This window comes from Nonomuraea sp. NPDC023979 (assembly GCF_040639085.1).
Classification (GTDB): Bacteria; Actinomycetota; Actinomycetes; order Streptosporangiales; family Streptosporangiaceae; genus Nonomuraea; species Nonomuraea ceibae.
Map to the genome: position 1 here is coordinate 591128 of NZ_JBEZZG010000002.1, position 15883 is coordinate 607010.

17 protein-coding genes are annotated in these 15883 nt (G+C 72.2%); 6 read left to right on the top strand and 11 right to left on the bottom strand.

Translation table 11 applies throughout. The features are described from left to right. Positions 1-45: 45 nt before the first annotated feature. Positions 46-687: an FHA domain-containing protein gene (locus AB0G11_RS06010; protein WP_219500688.1), complete on the top strand. Its 642-nt coding sequence runs from the start codon at positions 46-48 to the stop codon at positions 685-687. Here the strand turns inward: AB0G11_RS06010 and AB0G11_RS06015 are convergent. Then, entirely contained in the window at positions 661-1782 is a 1122-nt protein-coding gene (locus tag AB0G11_RS06015; RefSeq protein WP_357584247.1) for an anhydro-N-acetylmuramic acid kinase, read from the bottom strand. The genes AB0G11_RS06010 and AB0G11_RS06015 overlap by 27 nt on opposite strands. 4 nt (positions 1783-1786) lie before the next feature. Next, on the bottom strand, positions 1787-3316 hold the full coding sequence (locus AB0G11_RS06020; RefSeq protein ID WP_219500682.1) for a family 10 glycosylhydrolase: 1530 nt from the start codon (positions 3314-3316) through the stop codon (positions 1787-1789). Positions 3317-3404: 88 nt separating this feature from the next. On the opposite strand from AB0G11_RS06020, the gene AB0G11_RS06025 reads away from it, so the two are divergent. Beyond that, positions 3405-4877 carry a glycoside hydrolase family 3 protein gene (locus tag AB0G11_RS06025; RefSeq protein WP_357584249.1) on the top strand — a complete coding sequence of 491 codons (1473 nt, stop codon included), beginning with the start codon at positions 3405-3407 and terminating at the stop codon, positions 4875-4877. Then, a complete protein-coding gene (locus AB0G11_RS06030) occupies positions 4862-5749 on the top strand; it encodes a MurR/RpiR family transcriptional regulator (protein WP_357584251.1) in 888 nt (295 codons plus the stop codon). Before AB0G11_RS06025 ends, AB0G11_RS06030 begins: the two co-directional genes overlap by 16 nt. Before the next feature lie 41 nt (positions 5750-5790). Here the strand turns inward: AB0G11_RS06030 and AB0G11_RS06035 are convergent, their stop codons facing one another. After that, positions 5791-6339 carry a hypothetical protein gene (locus AB0G11_RS06035; RefSeq protein ID WP_357584253.1) on the bottom strand — a complete coding sequence of 183 codons (549 nt, stop codon included), beginning with the start codon at positions 6337-6339 and terminating at the stop codon, positions 5791-5793. A gap of 124 nt (positions 6340-6463) precedes the next feature. On the opposite strand from AB0G11_RS06035, the gene AB0G11_RS06040 reads away from it, so the two are divergent. Next, complete coding sequence (locus AB0G11_RS06040; protein ID WP_357584255.1) at positions 6464-7471, top strand: LysR family transcriptional regulator; 1008 nt, start codon at positions 6464-6466, stop codon at positions 7469-7471. A 52-nt stretch (positions 7472-7523) separates the two neighbouring features. Here the strand turns inward: AB0G11_RS06040 and tgmC are convergent, their stop codons facing one another. From tgmC to AB0G11_RS06075, 7 genes are all read right to left on the bottom strand, one after another. Then, a complete protein-coding gene (gene tgmC / locus AB0G11_RS06045) occupies positions 7524-8672 on the bottom strand; it encodes an ATP-grasp peptide maturase system methyltransferase (protein WP_357584257.1) in 1149 nt (382 codons plus the stop codon). Further along, positions 8669-9625, bottom strand: coding sequence for an ATP-grasp ribosomal peptide maturase (gene tgmB / locus AB0G11_RS06050; RefSeq protein WP_357584259.1), 957 nt, complete (start codon positions 9623-9625; stop codon positions 8669-8671). The genes tgmC and tgmB overlap by 4 nt, the downstream gene beginning before the upstream one ends. Continuing rightward, positions 9625-9777, bottom strand: coding sequence for a hypothetical protein (locus tag AB0G11_RS06055; protein WP_357584261.1), 153 nt, complete (start codon positions 9775-9777; stop codon positions 9625-9627). Before AB0G11_RS06055 ends, tgmB begins: the two co-directional genes overlap by 1 nt. A 79-nt stretch (positions 9778-9856) precedes the next feature. Beyond that, positions 9857-10615, bottom strand: coding sequence for a GntR family transcriptional regulator (locus AB0G11_RS06060; protein WP_357584263.1), 759 nt, complete (start codon positions 10613-10615; stop codon positions 9857-9859). Between the two features lie 3 nt (positions 10616-10618). Next, positions 10619-11164: a UTRA domain-containing protein gene (locus tag AB0G11_RS06065; protein WP_357584265.1), complete on the bottom strand. Its 546-nt coding sequence runs from the start codon at positions 11162-11164 to the stop codon at positions 10619-10621. 84 nt (positions 11165-11248) lie between these two features. Beyond that, positions 11249-11650 (bottom strand): hypothetical protein, encoded by a 402-nt coding sequence (locus AB0G11_RS06070; protein WP_357584267.1) that lies wholly within the window; start codon positions 11648-11650, stop codon positions 11249-11251. A 23-nt stretch (positions 11651-11673) separates the two neighbouring features. Next, the gene (locus AB0G11_RS06075) at positions 11674-12903 is read right to left on the bottom strand and encodes a serine hydrolase domain-containing protein (RefSeq protein ID WP_357584269.1); all 1230 of its coding nucleotides are present in this window, start codon (positions 12901-12903) and stop codon (positions 11674-11676) included. A 250-nt stretch (positions 12904-13153) separates the two neighbouring features. On the opposite strand from AB0G11_RS06075, the gene AB0G11_RS06080 reads away from it, so the two are divergent. Together AB0G11_RS06080 and AB0G11_RS06085 are read left to right on the top strand one after the other, a co-directional pair. Continuing rightward, the gene (locus AB0G11_RS06080) at positions 13154-13867 is read left to right on the top strand and encodes a helix-turn-helix domain-containing protein (RefSeq protein ID WP_357584271.1); all 714 of its coding nucleotides are present in this window, start codon (positions 13154-13156) and stop codon (positions 13865-13867) included. A 51-nt stretch (positions 13868-13918) separates the two neighbouring features. Then, entirely contained in the window at positions 13919-14737 is an 819-nt protein-coding gene (locus AB0G11_RS06085; protein WP_357584273.1) for a MerR family transcriptional regulator, read from the top strand. 324 nt (positions 14738-15061) lie between these two features. On the opposite strand, the gene AB0G11_RS06090 is transcribed toward AB0G11_RS06085, so the two are convergent. Then, positions 15062-15817: an IclR family transcriptional regulator C-terminal domain-containing protein gene (locus AB0G11_RS06090; protein WP_357584275.1), complete on the bottom strand. Its 756-nt coding sequence runs from the start codon at positions 15815-15817 to the stop codon at positions 15062-15064. Between the last annotated feature and the right edge of the window lie 66 nt (positions 15818-15883).

Consider the following 15883-nt stretch of genomic DNA (forward strand, 5'->3'; position numbering starts at 1 on the left):
GAGCTGTAGTAATAGTTACGGCGGGCTACCTGGGGAGGAACTGCCGTGGAGGGGCCGTTCATACGCATCGAGGACACCGGCGAGGTGGTCCCGTTGCGCCCCGAGATCACGACCGTGGGGAGGGGCCGGGGTGTGGACATCCGGCTCAGCGACCCCAGCGTGTCTCGGCTCCATGCCGAGTTCGTCAGGCGAGGACCCTACCTGTATGTCGTTGACCTGGGCCTGTCCCGCAACGGCACGCGGGTGAACGGCAGGCCGATCGCCCGGAGGGTGCTCGACGACGGCGACGTCGTCTCCTTCGGCGCGGCGCGCGGGCGCATCGGCGGAGTCCCCCGTGAGGACTTCGCCCCCGAGGTCGAGCTGCGCAGGGCCGCGGCGCCCGAGCTGACCAGGCGCGAGGTCGACGTGCTGACCTCGCTCTGCCGGCCGGCGCTGTCGGACGAGGCGTTCGTCGCCCCGGCCACCGCACGGGAGATCGCCGACGACCTGGTCGTGACCGAAGCCGCGGTCAAGCAGCACCTGCTGCGGCTGTATCAGAAGTTCAGGATCCCCGAAGGCACCAACCGGCGCACCCGCCTCGCCAACGAGGTCGTGGCGCTGGGCCTGGTGCGGCCGACCCCTGTGGTGCCACCACAGCGGTCGGGCGCCGCCACCGAGCCGTCAGCGGCGGGGCGCAGGGCTTCCTGAGAACCGGATCGCGACCGGGGCTTCGGCGAGGGGTTCCGGCAGCGTCAGCGGATCGGAACCCGGCGTGATCGTGCCCAGCACCCGCGCGCCCGTGGCGCCGGTGCAGCTGGGCACGGTGGCGGGCAGGCCGTGCGCGGTGAGCCAGCCGAACAGCGAGAAGGCGATCGCCTCCTTGCCGTCGGCCGGCACGCCGAGCTCGTCGCTGGTGACGAACTCGGCCTGCGACGCGCGGGCGCGGAGCATGCCCATCAGCGTGGGGTTGCGCGCCCCGCCGCCGGAGACGATCACGGTGTCGAGCCGGTGCCGGCGCACCTCGGCCGCCACCGTCTCGGCGGTCAGCGCGGTCAGCGTCGCCACCAGGTCCGCCTGTGGCAGCGCGGCCTTGACGTAGCCGGGGGTGAACAGCTCCTTGCCGGTGGACTTGGGCGGTTCCAGCCGGTAGAACGGCTCGGCGAGCAGCTCGCGCAGCAGGTCCTCGTCCACGGTGCCCGCCGCACCCAGCTTCCCGTCCCTGTCGTACGGGGGCGCGGCGGCGTCGATGAGCGCGCAGGCGGGCCCGGTGTCGTAGGCGATGGCCGGGTCGCGCACGGTCAGGTTGGCGATGCCGCCCAGGTTCAGCGCCCCGGTGCGGCCCGGCAGCCCGGCCATGAGCAGCAGGTCCAGGTACGACACCAGGGGCGCGCCCTGGCCGCCTGCCGCCACGTCGCGCGCCCGTACGTCCGAGACCACCGGCACGCCGGTGCGCTCGGCGATCCAGGCCGGCTGGCCGAGCTGGAGCGTGCCGCGCACGCGGCCGTCCTCCACCCAGTGGAAGAGCGTCTGGCCGTGCGAGCAGACCAGGTCGGCCGCCGGCGCGCCGGCGGCCACCTCGGCGAACGCCTGGCCGATGAGCGTGTCGAGCGCGCAGACCTCGCCGAAGTCGACGCGGCCGGGCGGCAGCGCGGCCGTGATGCGCGCTCGCAGTTCGGGCGGGTACGGCCTCTCCCCGAGCTCGACGAGGGCGCCGGTGAGCACGCCGCCGTCCAGCGACCAGTCCACGAGGGCGCTGTCGATGCCGTCGTGGGACGTGCCGGAGATGAGGCCGAGAACCCGCATGGCGTCAGACCACCCGGAAGCCGCGGCTGGGCTCGCTGGTCCGGTTGGCCCGGTCGACCGCCACCGCGTAGTAGTGGTCGCCGCGCTTGCCCTCGGGGTCGACCCAGCGCACCTGGCGGTCGCCCGGCACGACGGCCACCAGGTGGCGGGCGTCGCCGAACGCCGAGGCGGAGGCCCGCTCCGGGAACCGGAAGATGGCGAACTGGAACGGCTCGTCCCGGCCCGTCGCCACCGCCCGCACCTCGACCCCGCCGTGGCGGCGCAGCGCGTAGGCCACCACCGGGCGGCGCGGCGCGGCGCCGTCGGCCAGCCTCGGCAGGACCGGGGCGAGCGCGGGGCGCGTGTAGTGGTCGGTCACGGCGGTGCTGATCGAGGTGACCCGGTCGGCGCGCAGGTCGTTGGCGTTGTACCAGATGTCGCCGCTGATCTCGGGGTGGTTCCGGTTGAGCGTGAGGTGGTCGGACAGCTCCTTCGGGTCCTGCCACTCGGGCGCCTGCGCGGGGTCGCCGGCCTTGTAGGCGGCCTGGCCGATCCACAGCAGCGTGCCGGTCCCGCTCGCCACGTCGGACCACCACGGCACCAGCTTGGAGTAGTCGGCCGGGGGCTGGCCGATGTACCAGTAGAGCTGCGGCGCGATGTAGTCGAGCCAGCCCTTCTTCACCCAGCCGCGGGTGTCGGCGTGCAGGTTGTCGTACGACTGGCCGCCGTTGGTCTCCGAGCCGAGCGGGTCGGTGCCCTTGTTGCGCCAGATGCCCGACGGGCTGATGCCCCAGGCGACCTCCGGCTTGACCTCGCGGACCCGCTGCTGCATCTCCGAGACCATGAGGTCGACGTTGTGCCGGCGCCAGCTCGCCAGGTCGGGGAAGCCGCCGCCGTACTGGGCGAACGCGGCGCTGTCGTCGAAGGCCGTGCTGTTGGTCGGGTAGAAGTAGTCGTCGAAGTGCAGGCCGTCGATGTCGTAGCGGGCCAGCGCGTCGAGCATCGCGTCCTGGCAGAACTTGCGCACCTCGGGCATGCCCGGGTTGTAGTAGAGCTTGCCGCCGAACGGCAGGATCCAGTCGGGGTGCTTTCGGCCGGGGTGGTCGGGGTGCAGCTTGGCCGGGTCGGCCTGCATCGACACCCGGTACGGGTTGAACCAGGCGTGGAAGGCCAGGCCGCGCTTGTGGGTCTCCTCGACGGCGAAGCCGAGCGGGTCGTAGCCGGGGTCCTGTCCCTGGGTGCCGGTCAGCCAGTGCGACCACGGCTCGAACGGCGACGGCCAGAACGCGTCGGCGGTCGGCCTGATCTGCACGAACACCGAGTTGAGCTTGCGCTCGACGGCCAGGTCGAGCCAGGCGAGGTATTCGGCCTTCTGCTCCTCGACGCTCAGGCCCTGCTTGGAGGGCCAGTTGATGTTGACCACGGAGGCGATCCACATGCCGCGCATCTGGCGCAGCGGTGGCACGTAGTCCGTGGCCGCGAACGCGGGCAGCGGCACGGCGGAAGCGGCGGCGGCGAGGGCGAGGCCCTTCAGGAGAGTCCGTCTGCTGGGCATGGGGGGTGGCCTCTCGGAAGTGGTTGTGTCTGGGGCGACGATGACAGAAAATTACCTTCAGATCAACAACTGTGAAGGAAAATGCCGCATGACCGCTGACCTGTACCGACTGGCCATGGCAGTGCTTCAGCCCGGCTACGAGGGAACCACCGTTCCCGACTGGATGCGCCGAGCGCTGGGCCAGGGCCTCGGCGGCGTCGTGCTGTTCGCGCGCAACGACCCGCGACCGCAGGTCGTCGCCGAGATCCGCGCCGCGAACCCGGCCGCCGTCGTCGCCGTCGACGAGGAAGGCGGCGCCGTGACCCGGTTCGAGGTCGCCACCGGCAGCTCCTTCCCCGGCAACCGCGCGCTCGGCGTCGCCGACGACGTGGCGCTCACCGAGCGGGTCGGCCGCGAGATCGGCCGCCTGCTGGCCCGGTCCGACGTCACGCTCGACTACGCCCCCGCCGCCGACGTGAACGCCAACCCGGCCAATCCTGTCATCGGTATCCGATCCTTCGGCCCCGACCCCGACCTGGTCGCCCGCCACACCGTCGCCTACGTCAACGGCGTCCAGGGCGCCGGCGTCGCCGCCTGCGCCAAGCACTTCCCCGGCCACGGCGACACCACCACCGACTCCCACCTGGCGCTGCCCACCGTGCACGCCACGCGCGACGAGCTCGCCGAACGCGACCTGCCGCCGTTCCGCGCCGCCGTGGCCGCCGGGGTGCGCTCGATCATGTGCGGCCACCTGCTGATCCCCGCGCTCGACCCCGACCTGCCCGCCACGCTCAGCCGCGCCGTCCTCACCGACCTGCTGCGGGGCGAGCTCGGCTTCGACGGCCTGCTCGTCACCGACGCCATCGAGATGAAGGCCGTGGCCGCGCGTTTCACCCCCGGCGAGATCGCCGTCCGCTCCCTCGCCGCCGGCGTCGACGCCATCTGCGCCGGCCACGTCACCGAGGACAGCCTGTACGAGCTCCGCGACGCCATCGTCGAGGCCGTCAAGACCGGGCAACTGACCGAGGAACGGCTCGCCGAGGCCGCCGGCCGGGTCGCCGCCCTGTCCGGCTGGTACGCCGCCCAGGCCCCCGCCCGCCAGGCCGCGCTCGCCGAACCGGCCACCGACGCCGGACTGGAGGCCGCCCGGGCGGCGCTGACCCCGACCGGAACCGTCACCCTCACCAGCCCGCCCCTGGTCGTCGAGGTCAACACGCGCTTCAACCAGGCCGTCGACCCGGCCACCCCCACCGGCATCACCGCCGCCCTGACCGCCCTGCTCCCCGGCACCACCCGGGTCCAGATGGAGCCCGGCGGCCCGCTCCCCCGCCTCGGCGCCGGGCTCGCCGCCAAGGTCGGCCTCGGCTCCAGCGCCGACCGGCGCCCCGTCGTCCTCGTCGTGCACGACGCCGCCCGCCACCCGTGGGTCCGCGACCGCATCGCCCAGGCCGTCCAGGAGCGCCCCGACGTGATCGTCGTCGACACCGGCATCCCCGACGCCCCCGCCGGCGCCGTCCACCTGGCCACCCACGGCATCTCCCGCGTCTCGGCCCAGGCGGCGGCCGAATGGCTCACCTCGTGACCGGCACCGTCGACGGCGAGCCGGCCAGCCCGGTCGCGGCCGTACGGGCCGTGCTGCCCTCACTCACCCCCGCCGCCCAGTCGATCGCCCGCATCATCCTCGACGACCCCGGCCTGGTCGTCAGGAGCACGATCACCGAGTTCAGCGTGGTGTCGGGGACGAGCGAGGCCACCATCGTCCGGACCGCCCGCGCCCTGGGCTTCAGCGGCTACTCCCAGATGCGCTTCGCCCTGGCCGCCGCCGTCGCCAAGGAGCCAGAACGGCTCGTCCCCGGCGACCTCGGCCCCGACGACCCGCTGACCGACGTGATCGCCAAGGTCGCCCGCGCCGAGTCGGAGGCGCTCGCCGACACCGCCGCCCAGCTCGACCCGGACGGCCTCGGCGAGGTCGTCACGGCCATCGCCGGCGCGCGCCGCGTCGACGTGTACGGCGTCGCCGCGTCCGGGCTGGTGGCCGCCGACATGTCGCAGAAGCTGCTGCGGATCGGGCTGTCCAGCCACCCGTTCAGCGACGCGCACCTGGCGCTGACCAGCGCCGCGCTGCTGCGCGGCGGGGACGTGGTGGTGGCCATCAGTTGCAGCGGGGAGACGCCCGACGTCCTCGTGCCCGCCCGCACGGCGGCCGACGCGGGGGCGCTGGTGGTCGCGATCACCAACAACCCGCGCTCCTCGCTGGCCGGGGTGGCCGACCACACGCTGGTGTCGGCCGGACGCGAGACGGCGTTCCGGCCCGGCGCCCTGGCCAGCCGCATCAGCCAGCTCCTGATCGTGGACTGCATCTTCGTGGGACTGGCCCAGCGGACCTACGACCGGGCCGACGCGGCCATCCGCGCCACCCGCGAAGCCACGGACCGCTACCGCCACCGCTCCTAGGGGCGCCCGCCTGGCAGGCGGACGCCCCGTGGCCCGTCGGGTCAGCCCCGGCGGATCCAGAACGACTCGATGCGGTCGTTCATGTAGTAGCCGACGAAGCCGACGTCCACGCACTCGCAGGCGTTGGCGGTGCCGTTCCAGGTCTGCTGGTCACCTGAGACGTTCACCAGGTCGTAGCCCGTGGCGACGCTGCACCGGTTCCAGGTGGCGAACCCGGAGATGCGGTTGGCCCAGAAGCCCTCCGCCCGCACCCGGTAGCCGTCGGAGTCACACGGGCCGTAGTCGCCGTAGATGCGGCCGACGGTCGTGGGCGGGTCGTTGAAGGCGTGCTCGTTCCACTCCATCAGCAGCGTGCGTGCCTGGATGCTGACGTCGGTCCGGGCCGCCTCCGGGTCGGTGCCGCACGACCTCGACAGGATCGGCGACAGCTCCCCCTTGGGCGCCTTGCCCACGACGATGTTGCAGTACTGCGTCTTCCCCGCCTTCCCCGTGTCGGCCGGCGTGGGCGTGGCCAGGGCCGCGCCCTGCGCGCCGACGAGCCCCGCCGCCAGCAGGGTGATCACGACGGCGAGCCTGTTCCAGATCCTCATTGCGCTCCTTGCCGATCGTTTGACAACTGGCTCCGGACGAGCCGGGTTCCATGCTCGTCCGGCGGGCCCTGGCGGCAAAGGAAAATTCGATTCCCATCGAATTTTCATTGATAGCATCCGGTATATGGATTCTTCACCGAGCGCGGTTTCGCCGTGCCGGGGGAAGCCCCGGGGGATTGGCCGTTCCAGAGAGGCGCACAAGGAGCCGTCCACCGGAACGAGTGGCGGCGACCCGAGCCCGCACCAACTGCGATTACTGCTCGTCCTCGCCGAAGAACTGCACTTCGGCAGGGCGGCGGCACGACTGTTCATGACACAGCCCGCGTTCAGCAAGCAGATCAAGGCTCTCGAACACCGGCTGCGAGTCCGGCTGATCGAGCGCACCAGCCGCAGCGTCGAGCTCACCACCACCGGGAGGAGCCTGCTGCCGGCGATCCGGGCCGCCGTCACCGCCCTGGACGCGCTGCGCCGGGAGGCCGGCGAGCACGCCGCGACCGTCACCGGGCGGCTGGCCATCGGCACCGTCGGCGCGGAGGCCGCGATGCCCTACACCCGCGCCATCCTCGACCGCCTCCATGACCACTACCCGGGCATCGACGTGCGGCTTTCCACCCTCAACTTCGCCGACCACCTCGGCGCGCTCATCCGCGGCGACGTCGACGTCGTCTTCTCCCGGCCACCCGCGCCGCCCGGCATCGGCCTCCAGGTCCTGGCCACCGAACCCCGCGTGGTCTGCCTGCCCGCCGACGACCCGCTGGCCGCCGAGCCCCGGCTCACCCTCGCCCAGCTCGGCGAGCACACCTTCGTCGACATGCCAGCCGAGGTGCCGCGCGTCTGGCGCGACTTCTGGGCGGTGAACCCGCGCCCGGACGGCCGCCCGGTGCGCTTCGGGCCCGTCGTCCCCGACATGGAGGCGCTGCTTCTCGCCGTCGCCCGCGGCGAGGCCGCCGGCTTTCTGCCCGCCGCCGCACGCGATTTCTATCCACGGCCCGGGGTGCGTTATCTCGACGTGGTGGATCTTTCTCCGAGTACGTCCGCGCTGGCCTGGTTGCAGACCGACCGCGACCGCCCGGTCATCGCCGCCATCCGCCAGGCGGCCCGCACCTTTCTCTCCCACCATTCGGACGCCTGATATTCACCTGACTCCCTGAGTAAAGGACAGCGGTTTCGGCATTTTCGGCGGCTCACGCCGGCAGACTCCACGACGGCCCGCCCGGATCGCCGAGCCACACCCGCTGGCCCTGCGGGGTGACGGTGAGCCCGAACGCCGAGACGGGCGGGCTCCCCGCCTCCCGCCAGGTCTCGATCGCGTCCTCGGCGGCGTCCCACAGGCGAAGGGGGCCGTGCTGGCGTACCCTCCAGCCGCCTCCGGGCGCGGGCTCGGTCGTGGCCTGGGAGCCGGTGGCCACGTCCAGGAGCACGACGTGGTCCCCGGCGCCCAGCAGCTCCGCGGACGGAACTCCCAGCTGGGCCACGAACCGGGCGGCCGGGTCGTCCAGCACGGCCGGGGCGATCCGCGTCTCGCGCTGCTCGCCGAGGCGGAGCAGGTAGTGGGCGCGTGAGGGCCGGTCGTGCGGCCTGGCGAACATGAACGACAGCTCATCAGGCAGGAACCGCCCGCCGGCCCCGCCGGGCTCCACCGTGAGATGCGCCAGGACCGTGCCTCCCAGCCATCCGGACAACGGGGTCGTGATGGTGCCGCCGTCCCGTACCTGCCAGATCCAGGGCGCGGGGATGTAGCGCACCGAGCAGGTGGCGATCAGCCGGTCGTACTCGGCGTCCTTGTCGTAGGCCGTCAGCCCGTCACCGACGATCAGGACCGGCGCGTGCCCGGCGGATTCGAGGGCCGCCCTGGCACGGGCCGCCACCGCCGGGTCGAACTCGACCGACGTCACCTGACCTGCGCCGAGGCGCTCACACAGCAGGCCGGTGGAGTAGCCCGTGCCGGTGCCTATCTCCAGCACCCGGTCCCCCTCGGCGATCTCGGCCCGTTCCAGCATCTTCACCACCAGGCTGGGCAGCGTCGAAGAGGAGGTCGGTGCCCCGGGCAGCGCCCGCGTGGCGTCCTCGGCCAGCACGCCGTCGACCTGCGTCACCCAGCTCCGATCCGCGTAGGCCATGCGCGACCAGGTCTCGGGATCCGTCCGGTCGCGCCGGACCGGACGCCAGAGCGTGCCCTGCGCGCCGTCGTCCGGGTGGAAGACGGCGTCGCCGAGGAACAGCTCACGCGGCACGGCGGCGACCGCCTCGATCCAGCGCCGATCCGTGACGCCCTTCTCCGAGGCCAGGAGTCCGGCCATCTCCTGCCTGTGCCGCGCCGCGGATGAGCTCATCGCCGCGCTTCGGCTGTTGTGAGCTGATCGGCTATCGCGTGAGCTATCGGCTGCGAGATGTCCGGGCCGAACCAGCCCCATTGGCCGTTCGGATTGCACTCCAGGAACACCCAGTCGCCGTCAGGCGTCAGGGAGAAGTCGAACGCGCCGAAGTCCAGCCGGAACGCGTCGAGGTAGGCGCGCATCCCCCGCACGATCGTGGACGGCGCGTCCACCGGCGTGTAGGTCAGGGACGGGTAGTCCTGGCGCCAGTCGAGCCGGGGCGCACCGTCGATGCGGACGGCGAAGGCCCTCTCGCCCACCATCGTCACCCGGACGTCGGCGACCTTGCGCACCCGCTCCTGGAACAGGTGCGCGGCGCCGCCCACCCGCTCGTCGAGCGTCCCAGGGTCGATCACGTCCGCCCAGATGGTCCGCGCCTCACCATCCGCGTTCTGGTACGGGGTCGACCACAGCGGTTTGTAGACCACGTCGCCCACGACGGACGCGAACGACCGGACGCTGTCGAGACTGTTGGTCACCAGCGTCCGCGGCACCCTGAGCCCGGCGGTCACGGCGGTGGCGAGCTGGACCGGCTTGTGCTCGGCGTCCCGGTTGCGCCAGGGGTGGTTGAGGTAGCGGGCCCCCGGCAGCGCGGCGAGGACGCCGCCCAGCCCGAAGCGTGACTGGTCGGCCACCCACCGGCCGGTGTGCTCGTCCAGATGTCGCGGCGGCCGGTAGAGCGTGGGGTGACGCCAGTAGACCGCCTGCACGCCGAGCAGGTCGAGCCTGCGCGCCGCGGTCTCGATCGAGCCGGCCAGGCCGGTGTCGCCGACCGAGGCCGACAGGGTCAGCTCGTGGGGGAAGTCGGCGCCGGGGTCGAACCGCACCACCGGGACCTCCCGGTCGCACAGCTCGGCCAGCACCAGGTCGGCCGTGGGGTCGTCCACGCAGGACACCACCAGCACCGGCATCAGTCGGACACCCAGTCGGTCGTGGAGTCCTGCTTGCCGTGGCCGCTGCCGCTGCCGCTGCCGTCGCCGTCGGGCATGGGCGGCGCGGTGGCCGTCGGCCGCTCGACGTTGGAGCCGTGCTTGGCGGCCTCGATCACTGGGAAGGGAGCCATCCGGCTCACTCCCCAGGGGACGTACGAACGGCGCATGGCGCTTCTCCGATCATCCGCAGGGGAGCCCCACCATACTTCTTTACTCCCTAAGGGGGTAAGCATTTCGGTAAGTCAGCTCGTACCGGTGGCCGCCCTTGACGAGCACCTGCACCTCGACCGGCCGCCCGCCCTCCGCGTACACCGTCCGGAACGTCCGCAGCACGGGCACGTCGTCGGGCAGGTGCAGCAGTTCCAGCTCCTCGGTCGTGGGCAGCCGCGCCGAGACCCGGTCCGCCCACTCGACCGGCGGCAGCCCCAGGTCGGCGAGGACCCGTGCGGTGCCCCCGGGAATCTTGCGCCGCCCGACGAGGGGAGTCCCGTCGGCGATCTTCAGCGGATGGTAGATCCAGGCCAGCTCGGTCGGCTGCTGATCGAGCAGCAACAGCAGGCGCCGCATCGACACCCGCTCGCCCCACAGCCGGGCCACCTCGACCGGCGGCCGCACGGTCGCCACCTCCAGGATCCGGACCGCGCCACGCCGGCCTCGCGCCTCGGCCTCGCTCGTCCAGGGGTACGGCATGCCGTCGGCGGGCGGCCGGTGGTAGGCGGCGGGTTCGAGGGCGAGGACCGAATCGTCCCGCACGTACACCCCGACTCCGGCACGACCTATCAGGAACCCCTCGTCCTTGAGCACGCTCAACGCCCGCTGAACCGTCTGGTTCGTGACGTCGTAGGTGGACATGAGCTGTTGCGTCGTCGGCAGGCGGGTGCCGGGCACCAGGTCCCCTGACATGACCCGCGCCCGGATCTCCGCCGCGATCTGCTGGTGCCTCGGACGCCCGTCCTCCTTGGTCGCCACCGCTCAGCCCGCCTTCAGCCGGTAGCGGAAGTGACGCCCCTCGGGCCGCATCGTCATCACGGAGACCTCGTACGGCACGCCGTCCGCGGTCGAGCTGACCCGGACGAGCTGGATGACCAGGGCGCCAGCCGGGAGCGCCAGCTCGTGCGCCTCGTCCGGCTCCGCCCGCCTCACGGAAAGGTCCTCGACCACCTCGTCGGCCACGTAACCGAGCTCGGCCAGCAGCGTCGGGGCGCCGCCCCGGATCTTCCGGGGCTCCGCGAGCCCCGTGCCCGCCGCGACGGACCGGGGGTAATAGGAGTCGGTGAGCTCGACCGGCCGGTCCTCCTCCAGCATGACGCGCCGCCGTACCACCGCCCGCTCACCGTCGGCGAGGCGGAGTGCGGCGGCCACGAAGCCGGGAGGCTCGGCCTCGCCCGCTTCGCGGAGCCTCTGGGAGCCGCGCCGGCCGTGCTCGGCCAGCTCTTCGCTCCAGGCGTCAGGCTCCCCCGGCGTGCGCGGTGCCACGTAGCGCGCGGTGCTGCCCAGCCAATCGTGACGATCGTTCATCCTTACCCCCATATCCGGTTAGGTAGTAAAGGACACCACGATCTCCACAGTACTTTCGCCGATGCCGCGCGGACCGGCGCGAGGTCACGCGGCGTCGAGGGCTTCGGTGATCTTGCGGGCCATGTCGGCGCTGATGGGGCTGGGGTCGCCGTTGTGGGCGCGGGCGGCCGTGTCGACGGCGAGGAGGACGGTGGTGCGGAAGTTGCCGGCCTCGGCCGGGGCCTGCCGCTTGAGCAGGGCCATGGCCTCCGTCAGGGCGGGCAGCACGTGGTCGGCGAGCGCGGCCACGGACTTGCCGTACAGGTTGACGGCCGTGGAGGTGTCGGCGAGCACGTGGCCGACCAGGCCGGTGGCCGAGGACAGGGCGACGGAGCCCTGGGTGGCGGCCTTGTGCGGCTTGCCGGAGGCGGCGGCCATCAGCGAGACGGCGCCGTAGGCGGCGGTGCGCAGGGTGAGCTGGTCCTGTTCGGCGAGGGTGATGGACATGGTGGTCGTCTCCGATCCGCTGGTCAGTTGTCGAGGGCCTGGTAGAGCGTGCTCCAGAAGTCGTGCATGAGCCGCATCGGGTCGGGGACCGACGCGCCGACCTGGGTGAGGAGCAGGCCGGTGAGCTGGTTGGCGGGGTCGGCGTAGCTGGAGGTGCCGCTGCCGCCGTCCCAGCCGAACTGGCCGACGGGCGCGTAGTCGCCGCGGAAGGTGCGCACCGCCATCCCGAGGCCCCAGCCGCCGTGCTGGCCCTGGCCGTGGGAGATGTGGACGTTGTCGGTCGCCATGGCGTGGCGGGCGGCCTGCTGCTCGGGCGTGAGGCGGTTGGTGGTCATCAGCTCCACGGCGGGCCGCGACAGGATCCGCTCGCCGCGGTGGGTGCCGCCGTTGAGCAGCATGCGGAAGTAGGCGTGGTAGTCGTCGACGGTCGAGACGAGCCCGCCGCCGCCGCTCGGGAACGCCGGCGACTGGCTCCAGCGCCCGCCTTCGGCCTCGTCCCACACCAGGAACTCGCCCGACTGGGGATCGGGCGCGTACAGGGTGGGCAGGCGGTCGATCTTGTCAGCGGGGACGTGGAACCCGGTGTCGGTCATGCCCAGCGGCCCGAAGAGGCGCTCGCGCAGGAACGTCTCGAACGGCTGACCGGTGACCCTGGCCACCAGCACGCCGATCAGGTCGTTGCTGATGTGGTACTGCCAGCGCTCGCCGGGCTGGTGCATCAGCGGCAGCTCGCCCAGGCGGCGCATGAACTCGTCGGGCTCGGGCATCGGCTCCGGCAGGTTGGGCGTGAGGCCCCGGCTGAAGATCTCGTTCATGATCGGCGTGCCCAGCGACGTCATGTCCATGCCGAGCCCGAACGTGGACGTCAGCACGTCCCGTACGGTGATCGGCCGCCGCGCCGGCACGGTGTCGTCCAGCGGGCTGTCGTAGCGCCTCAGCACCTGACGGTCGGCCAGCTCGGGCAGCCACTCCTGCACCGGGTCGTCGAAACGCAGCCTGCACTCGTCGATCAGGATCATCGCCGCCGCCATCGAGACCGGCTTGGACGTGGACGCCATCCGGAAGATCGTGTCGCGGCGCATCGGCGCGCCGCCGTCGTGACGCATCGTCCCGATCGTCTCGACATGCGTCTCGTCACCACGGCTGACGAGGGCGACGAGGCCGGGGATCCGCCCGGACTCGACATGCCGCGCCAGCACGTCGTGCAGCCTGCTCAGCCCCGTCTTGGTGAAGCCTCGGGTGCCGTTCTCCATGATGGTTCTCGCTCTCAGTTTGTGTTCGGGAATCTCTGAACGACTGCGACAGTACATTGCGTTCAAAGTTTCGTCAACATGCAAAATCGCACCTTTCTCGCTGGTAGTTTGGAGCTAGCGAGCCTTCTTTGCAATGAGCATGTCGCTGAACGCAAAGGAGAAAGGTACGCTGATATTGCAATGAGATACGGGTGAACGCATACTGTGCAGCAGAGTCACGCGCACGCCGACCGAGGGGAGCCGAGCACCGATGCCCGGAGGCAGACTGACCGGCCAGGACCGGGAGAACATCGCCGCATGGCTGGCCGAAGGGCTCGGATACGCGGAGATCGGCCGGCGGCTGGGGAGGCCCGCCTCGACGGTCATGCGGGAGGTCACCCGCAACGGCGGCCCCGACGGCTACGGGGCCGACCGGGCGCAGGAGGCCACCCAGGTGCGCGCCCGCCGGCGCAAGCGGACCCAGCCTCCCCCGCCGCCCGTCCCCGAAAGCGGCCACGGACGCGACCCGCAGGCGGTCGAGGACTTCACCCGCTCCTTCACCGACCTGCTCGCCCAGCAGGGGCTGCCGAAGATGGCGGCCAGGGTGCTGGCCAGCCTGTACGTCACCGACTCGGGCAGCCTCACCGCCGCCGACCTGGTCCAGCGGCTGCGCGTCAGCCCCGCGTCGATCTCGCACGCCGTTACCTTCCTCGAACAGCAGGGCATGCTCAGGCGCGAACGCGACCCCGGCGGGCGGCGCGAGCGCTACGTCATGGACGAGGACATGTGGCTGCGGTCCATCCAGGCGGCCCTGGAGATGAACGAGATCCTGATCGCCGCGTCACGGCGCGGCGGCGCGATCCTCGGGACCACGACCCCGGCGGGCGCCCGGTTCGAGGCCTCCGCCGACTTCCTCCACCTCGTCACCGACGCCCACCGGCAGGCCATGGACCAGTGGCGCGCCCGCAACGCCGGGCAACGCTGAGCGCGCCCCCGGGAGGCACGCCGGCCGGGCACGCATGGCAGACTCGACGGCGTGACCAGCAGCGCGACGGACGAAGCCGCGGGAGCCGACGGGCTGACCGTCGGGGCCACGGCCTCCCACGCGGGAGTCACCGTCCGCACCCTGCACCACTGGGACGCGATCGGGCTCGTCAGCCCGTCCGGGCGCACCTCCGGCGGCTACCGGCTCTACTCGGCGGCCGACATCGCCCGCATCCACCGCGTGCTCATCTACCGCGAGCTCGGCCTGCCCCTCGAAGACATCGGCGAACTCCTCGACGCCCCCTCGGCCGACATGACCGTGCCGCTGAAACAGCAGCGCGCCCAGCTCCTCGACCGCATCTCCCGCCTCCGGACGATGGTCGACGCGGTCGACCGCATGATCGAAGCCGCCAGCGCCGGCATCCTGCTCTCCGCTGAGGAGCAGGTCGCGATCTTCGGCCGGCGCTGGGAGCCGTCCTGGATCGCCGGCGCCCGCGACCGCTGGGGCGACACACCCCAATGGGTCCAGTACGCCGAACGCGCCGCCGGCAGGACCCCCGAGGACTGGCAACAGGTCGCCGACTCCAAGGCGGCACTGGAGCACGACCTGGCCGCCGCCAAACGCGCCGGCGTCACGCCGGGAAGCGCCGAGGCCAACGCCCTGGCCGAACGGCACCGGGCGTCCATCGGCGCGTACTTCGACTGCACGCACGCGATGCAGGTCTGCCTGGGCAGGAAGCAGGCCGAGGAGCCGGGGTTCGCGGACTACTACGACGACCTCGAGCCGGGCCTGGCCTGCTGGCTGCGCGACATCATCGACGCCAACGCGCGAGCCTGCGGCATCGACCCGGACACGGCCACCTGGAGCTGACACCCCCGCCGTCAGCAGGGTCACGTGTTCAGAAGTCGCTCTCCAGGCTCACTTTTCGCTCCAACCCGTTGCCCTGCCGCGCAGGCCAGAGGCCGTCATGCTGGAGGCGGCCCACCACGATCCCCGGCGAGATGCCTAGGCCGGCGCATGTACCTGTCAGGTGGGCCTTCGGCCTCCCTCGTGCTCCCCGCGCCGCGCTCGGGGGTCCGGGGGCCGGAGGTCACCGGCAAGGGGGGCGCGGGGGAGCTCGGCTCCCCCCGGCGACACAGCCCGAGCCGCCCCGCGCGAAGCGCGCTCCCGGGCGAGGACCTTGCGGTCAGGGGGTCAGGACGGGGTGAGGTCGGCTTCGATGTGGGTGGCGGTGGCCTGGAGGCGGGGCAGGAGGTCGCGGCGGGCCTGGGCCAGGGTCATCCGGCTGGCGTGCGTGGACACGTTCACCGCCGCCACCGTCGTGCCCGATCGGTCGCGGATGGGGACGGCCAGGGAGCGGAGCCCTTCCTCCAGTTCCTGGTCGACCATGGCCCAGCCCTGGGCGCGTACGAGGTCGAGTTCGGCGTGGAGGGCCGGTGGCTGGGTGATGGTGCGGGCGGTGAGGGGGCGCAGGCGGGCGCGGGTGAGGTAGGCGTCGAGGGCGGCCGGGGGCAGGGCGGCGAGGAGGACGCGGCCCATGGAGGTGCAGTAGGCGGGGAAGCGGGTCCCGATGCTGATGGTGACGCGCATGATGCGGGCGGTGGCGACGCGGGCCACGTACACGACGTCCTCGCCGTCGAGCACGGCCACGGACGCCGATTCGTGGACGTCGGCGGCGAGGCGTTCCAGATGGGGCGCGGCGACTTCGGGGAGCGACAGGCTGGAGAGGTACGCGTACCCGAGCTCCAGGACGCGGGGAGTGAGGGAGAACAGCCGGCCGTCGTTCCGCACATATCCCAAATCCGTCAATGTCAGCAAAAAGCGCCGGGCCGCCGCCCGCGTGAGCCCGGTGGCCCGCGCCACGTCGCTCAAGGTCAGCGCGGGCGAGACGGCGCTGAAGGCGCGGATGACGGCGAGCCCACGGGCCAGCGACTGGACGTGATCAGCCATCGGAGATCCCTTGACATGGGGCGGTGAGCGCGTATGTTCCCGCGTAGCGGGGGGTGTTCGACCAGA

Bases quoted from the DNA above. Each gene is read 5' to 3' on its own strand.
- AB0G11_RS06075 (WP_357584269.1), bottom strand. From the start codon at position 12,903: ATGGAGAACGGCACCCGAGGCTTCACCAAGACGGGGCTGAGCAGGCTG.
- AB0G11_RS06070 (WP_357584267.1), bottom strand. From the start codon at position 11,650: ATGTCCATCACCCTCGCCGAACAGGACCAGCTCACCCTGCGCACCGCC.
- AB0G11_RS06035 (WP_357584253.1), bottom strand. From the start codon at position 6,339: ATGAGGATCTGGAACAGGCTCGCCGTCGTGATCACCCTGCTGGCGGCG.
- AB0G11_RS06055 (WP_357584261.1), bottom strand. From the start codon at position 9,777: ATGGCTCCCTTCCCAGTGATCGAGGCCGCCAAGCACGGCTCCAACGTC.
- AB0G11_RS06065 (WP_357584265.1), bottom strand. From the start codon at position 11,164: ATGAACGATCGTCACGATTGGCTGGGCAGCACCGCGCGCTACGTGGCA.
- AB0G11_RS06030 (WP_357584251.1), top strand. From the start codon at position 4,862: ATGGCTCACCTCGTGACCGGCACCGTCGACGGCGAGCCGGCCAGCCCG.
- AB0G11_RS06015 (WP_357584247.1), bottom strand. From the start codon at position 1,782: ATGCGGGTTCTCGGCCTCATCTCCGGCACGTCCCACGACGGCATCGAC.
- AB0G11_RS06090 (WP_357584275.1), bottom strand. From the start codon at position 15,817: ATGGCTGATCACGTCCAGTCGCTGGCCCGTGGGCTCGCCGTCATCCGC.
- tgmB (WP_357584259.1), bottom strand. From the start codon at position 9,625: ATGCCGGTGCTGGTGGTGTCCTGCGTGGACGACCCCACGGCCGACCTG.
- AB0G11_RS06020 (WP_219500682.1), bottom strand. From the start codon at position 3,316: ATGCCCAGCAGACGGACTCTCCTGAAGGGCCTCGCCCTCGCCGCCGCC.
- AB0G11_RS06080 (WP_357584271.1), top strand. From the start codon at position 13,154: ATGCCCGGAGGCAGACTGACCGGCCAGGACCGGGAGAACATCGCCGCA.
- AB0G11_RS06040 (WP_357584255.1), top strand. From the start codon at position 6,464: ATGGATTCTTCACCGAGCGCGGTTTCGCCGTGCCGGGGGAAGCCCCGG.
- tgmC (WP_357584257.1), bottom strand. From the start codon at position 8,672: ATGAGCTCATCCGCGGCGCGGCACAGGCAGGAGATGGCCGGACTCCTG.
- AB0G11_RS06025 (WP_357584249.1), top strand. From the start codon at position 3,405: ATGACCGCTGACCTGTACCGACTGGCCATGGCAGTGCTTCAGCCCGGC.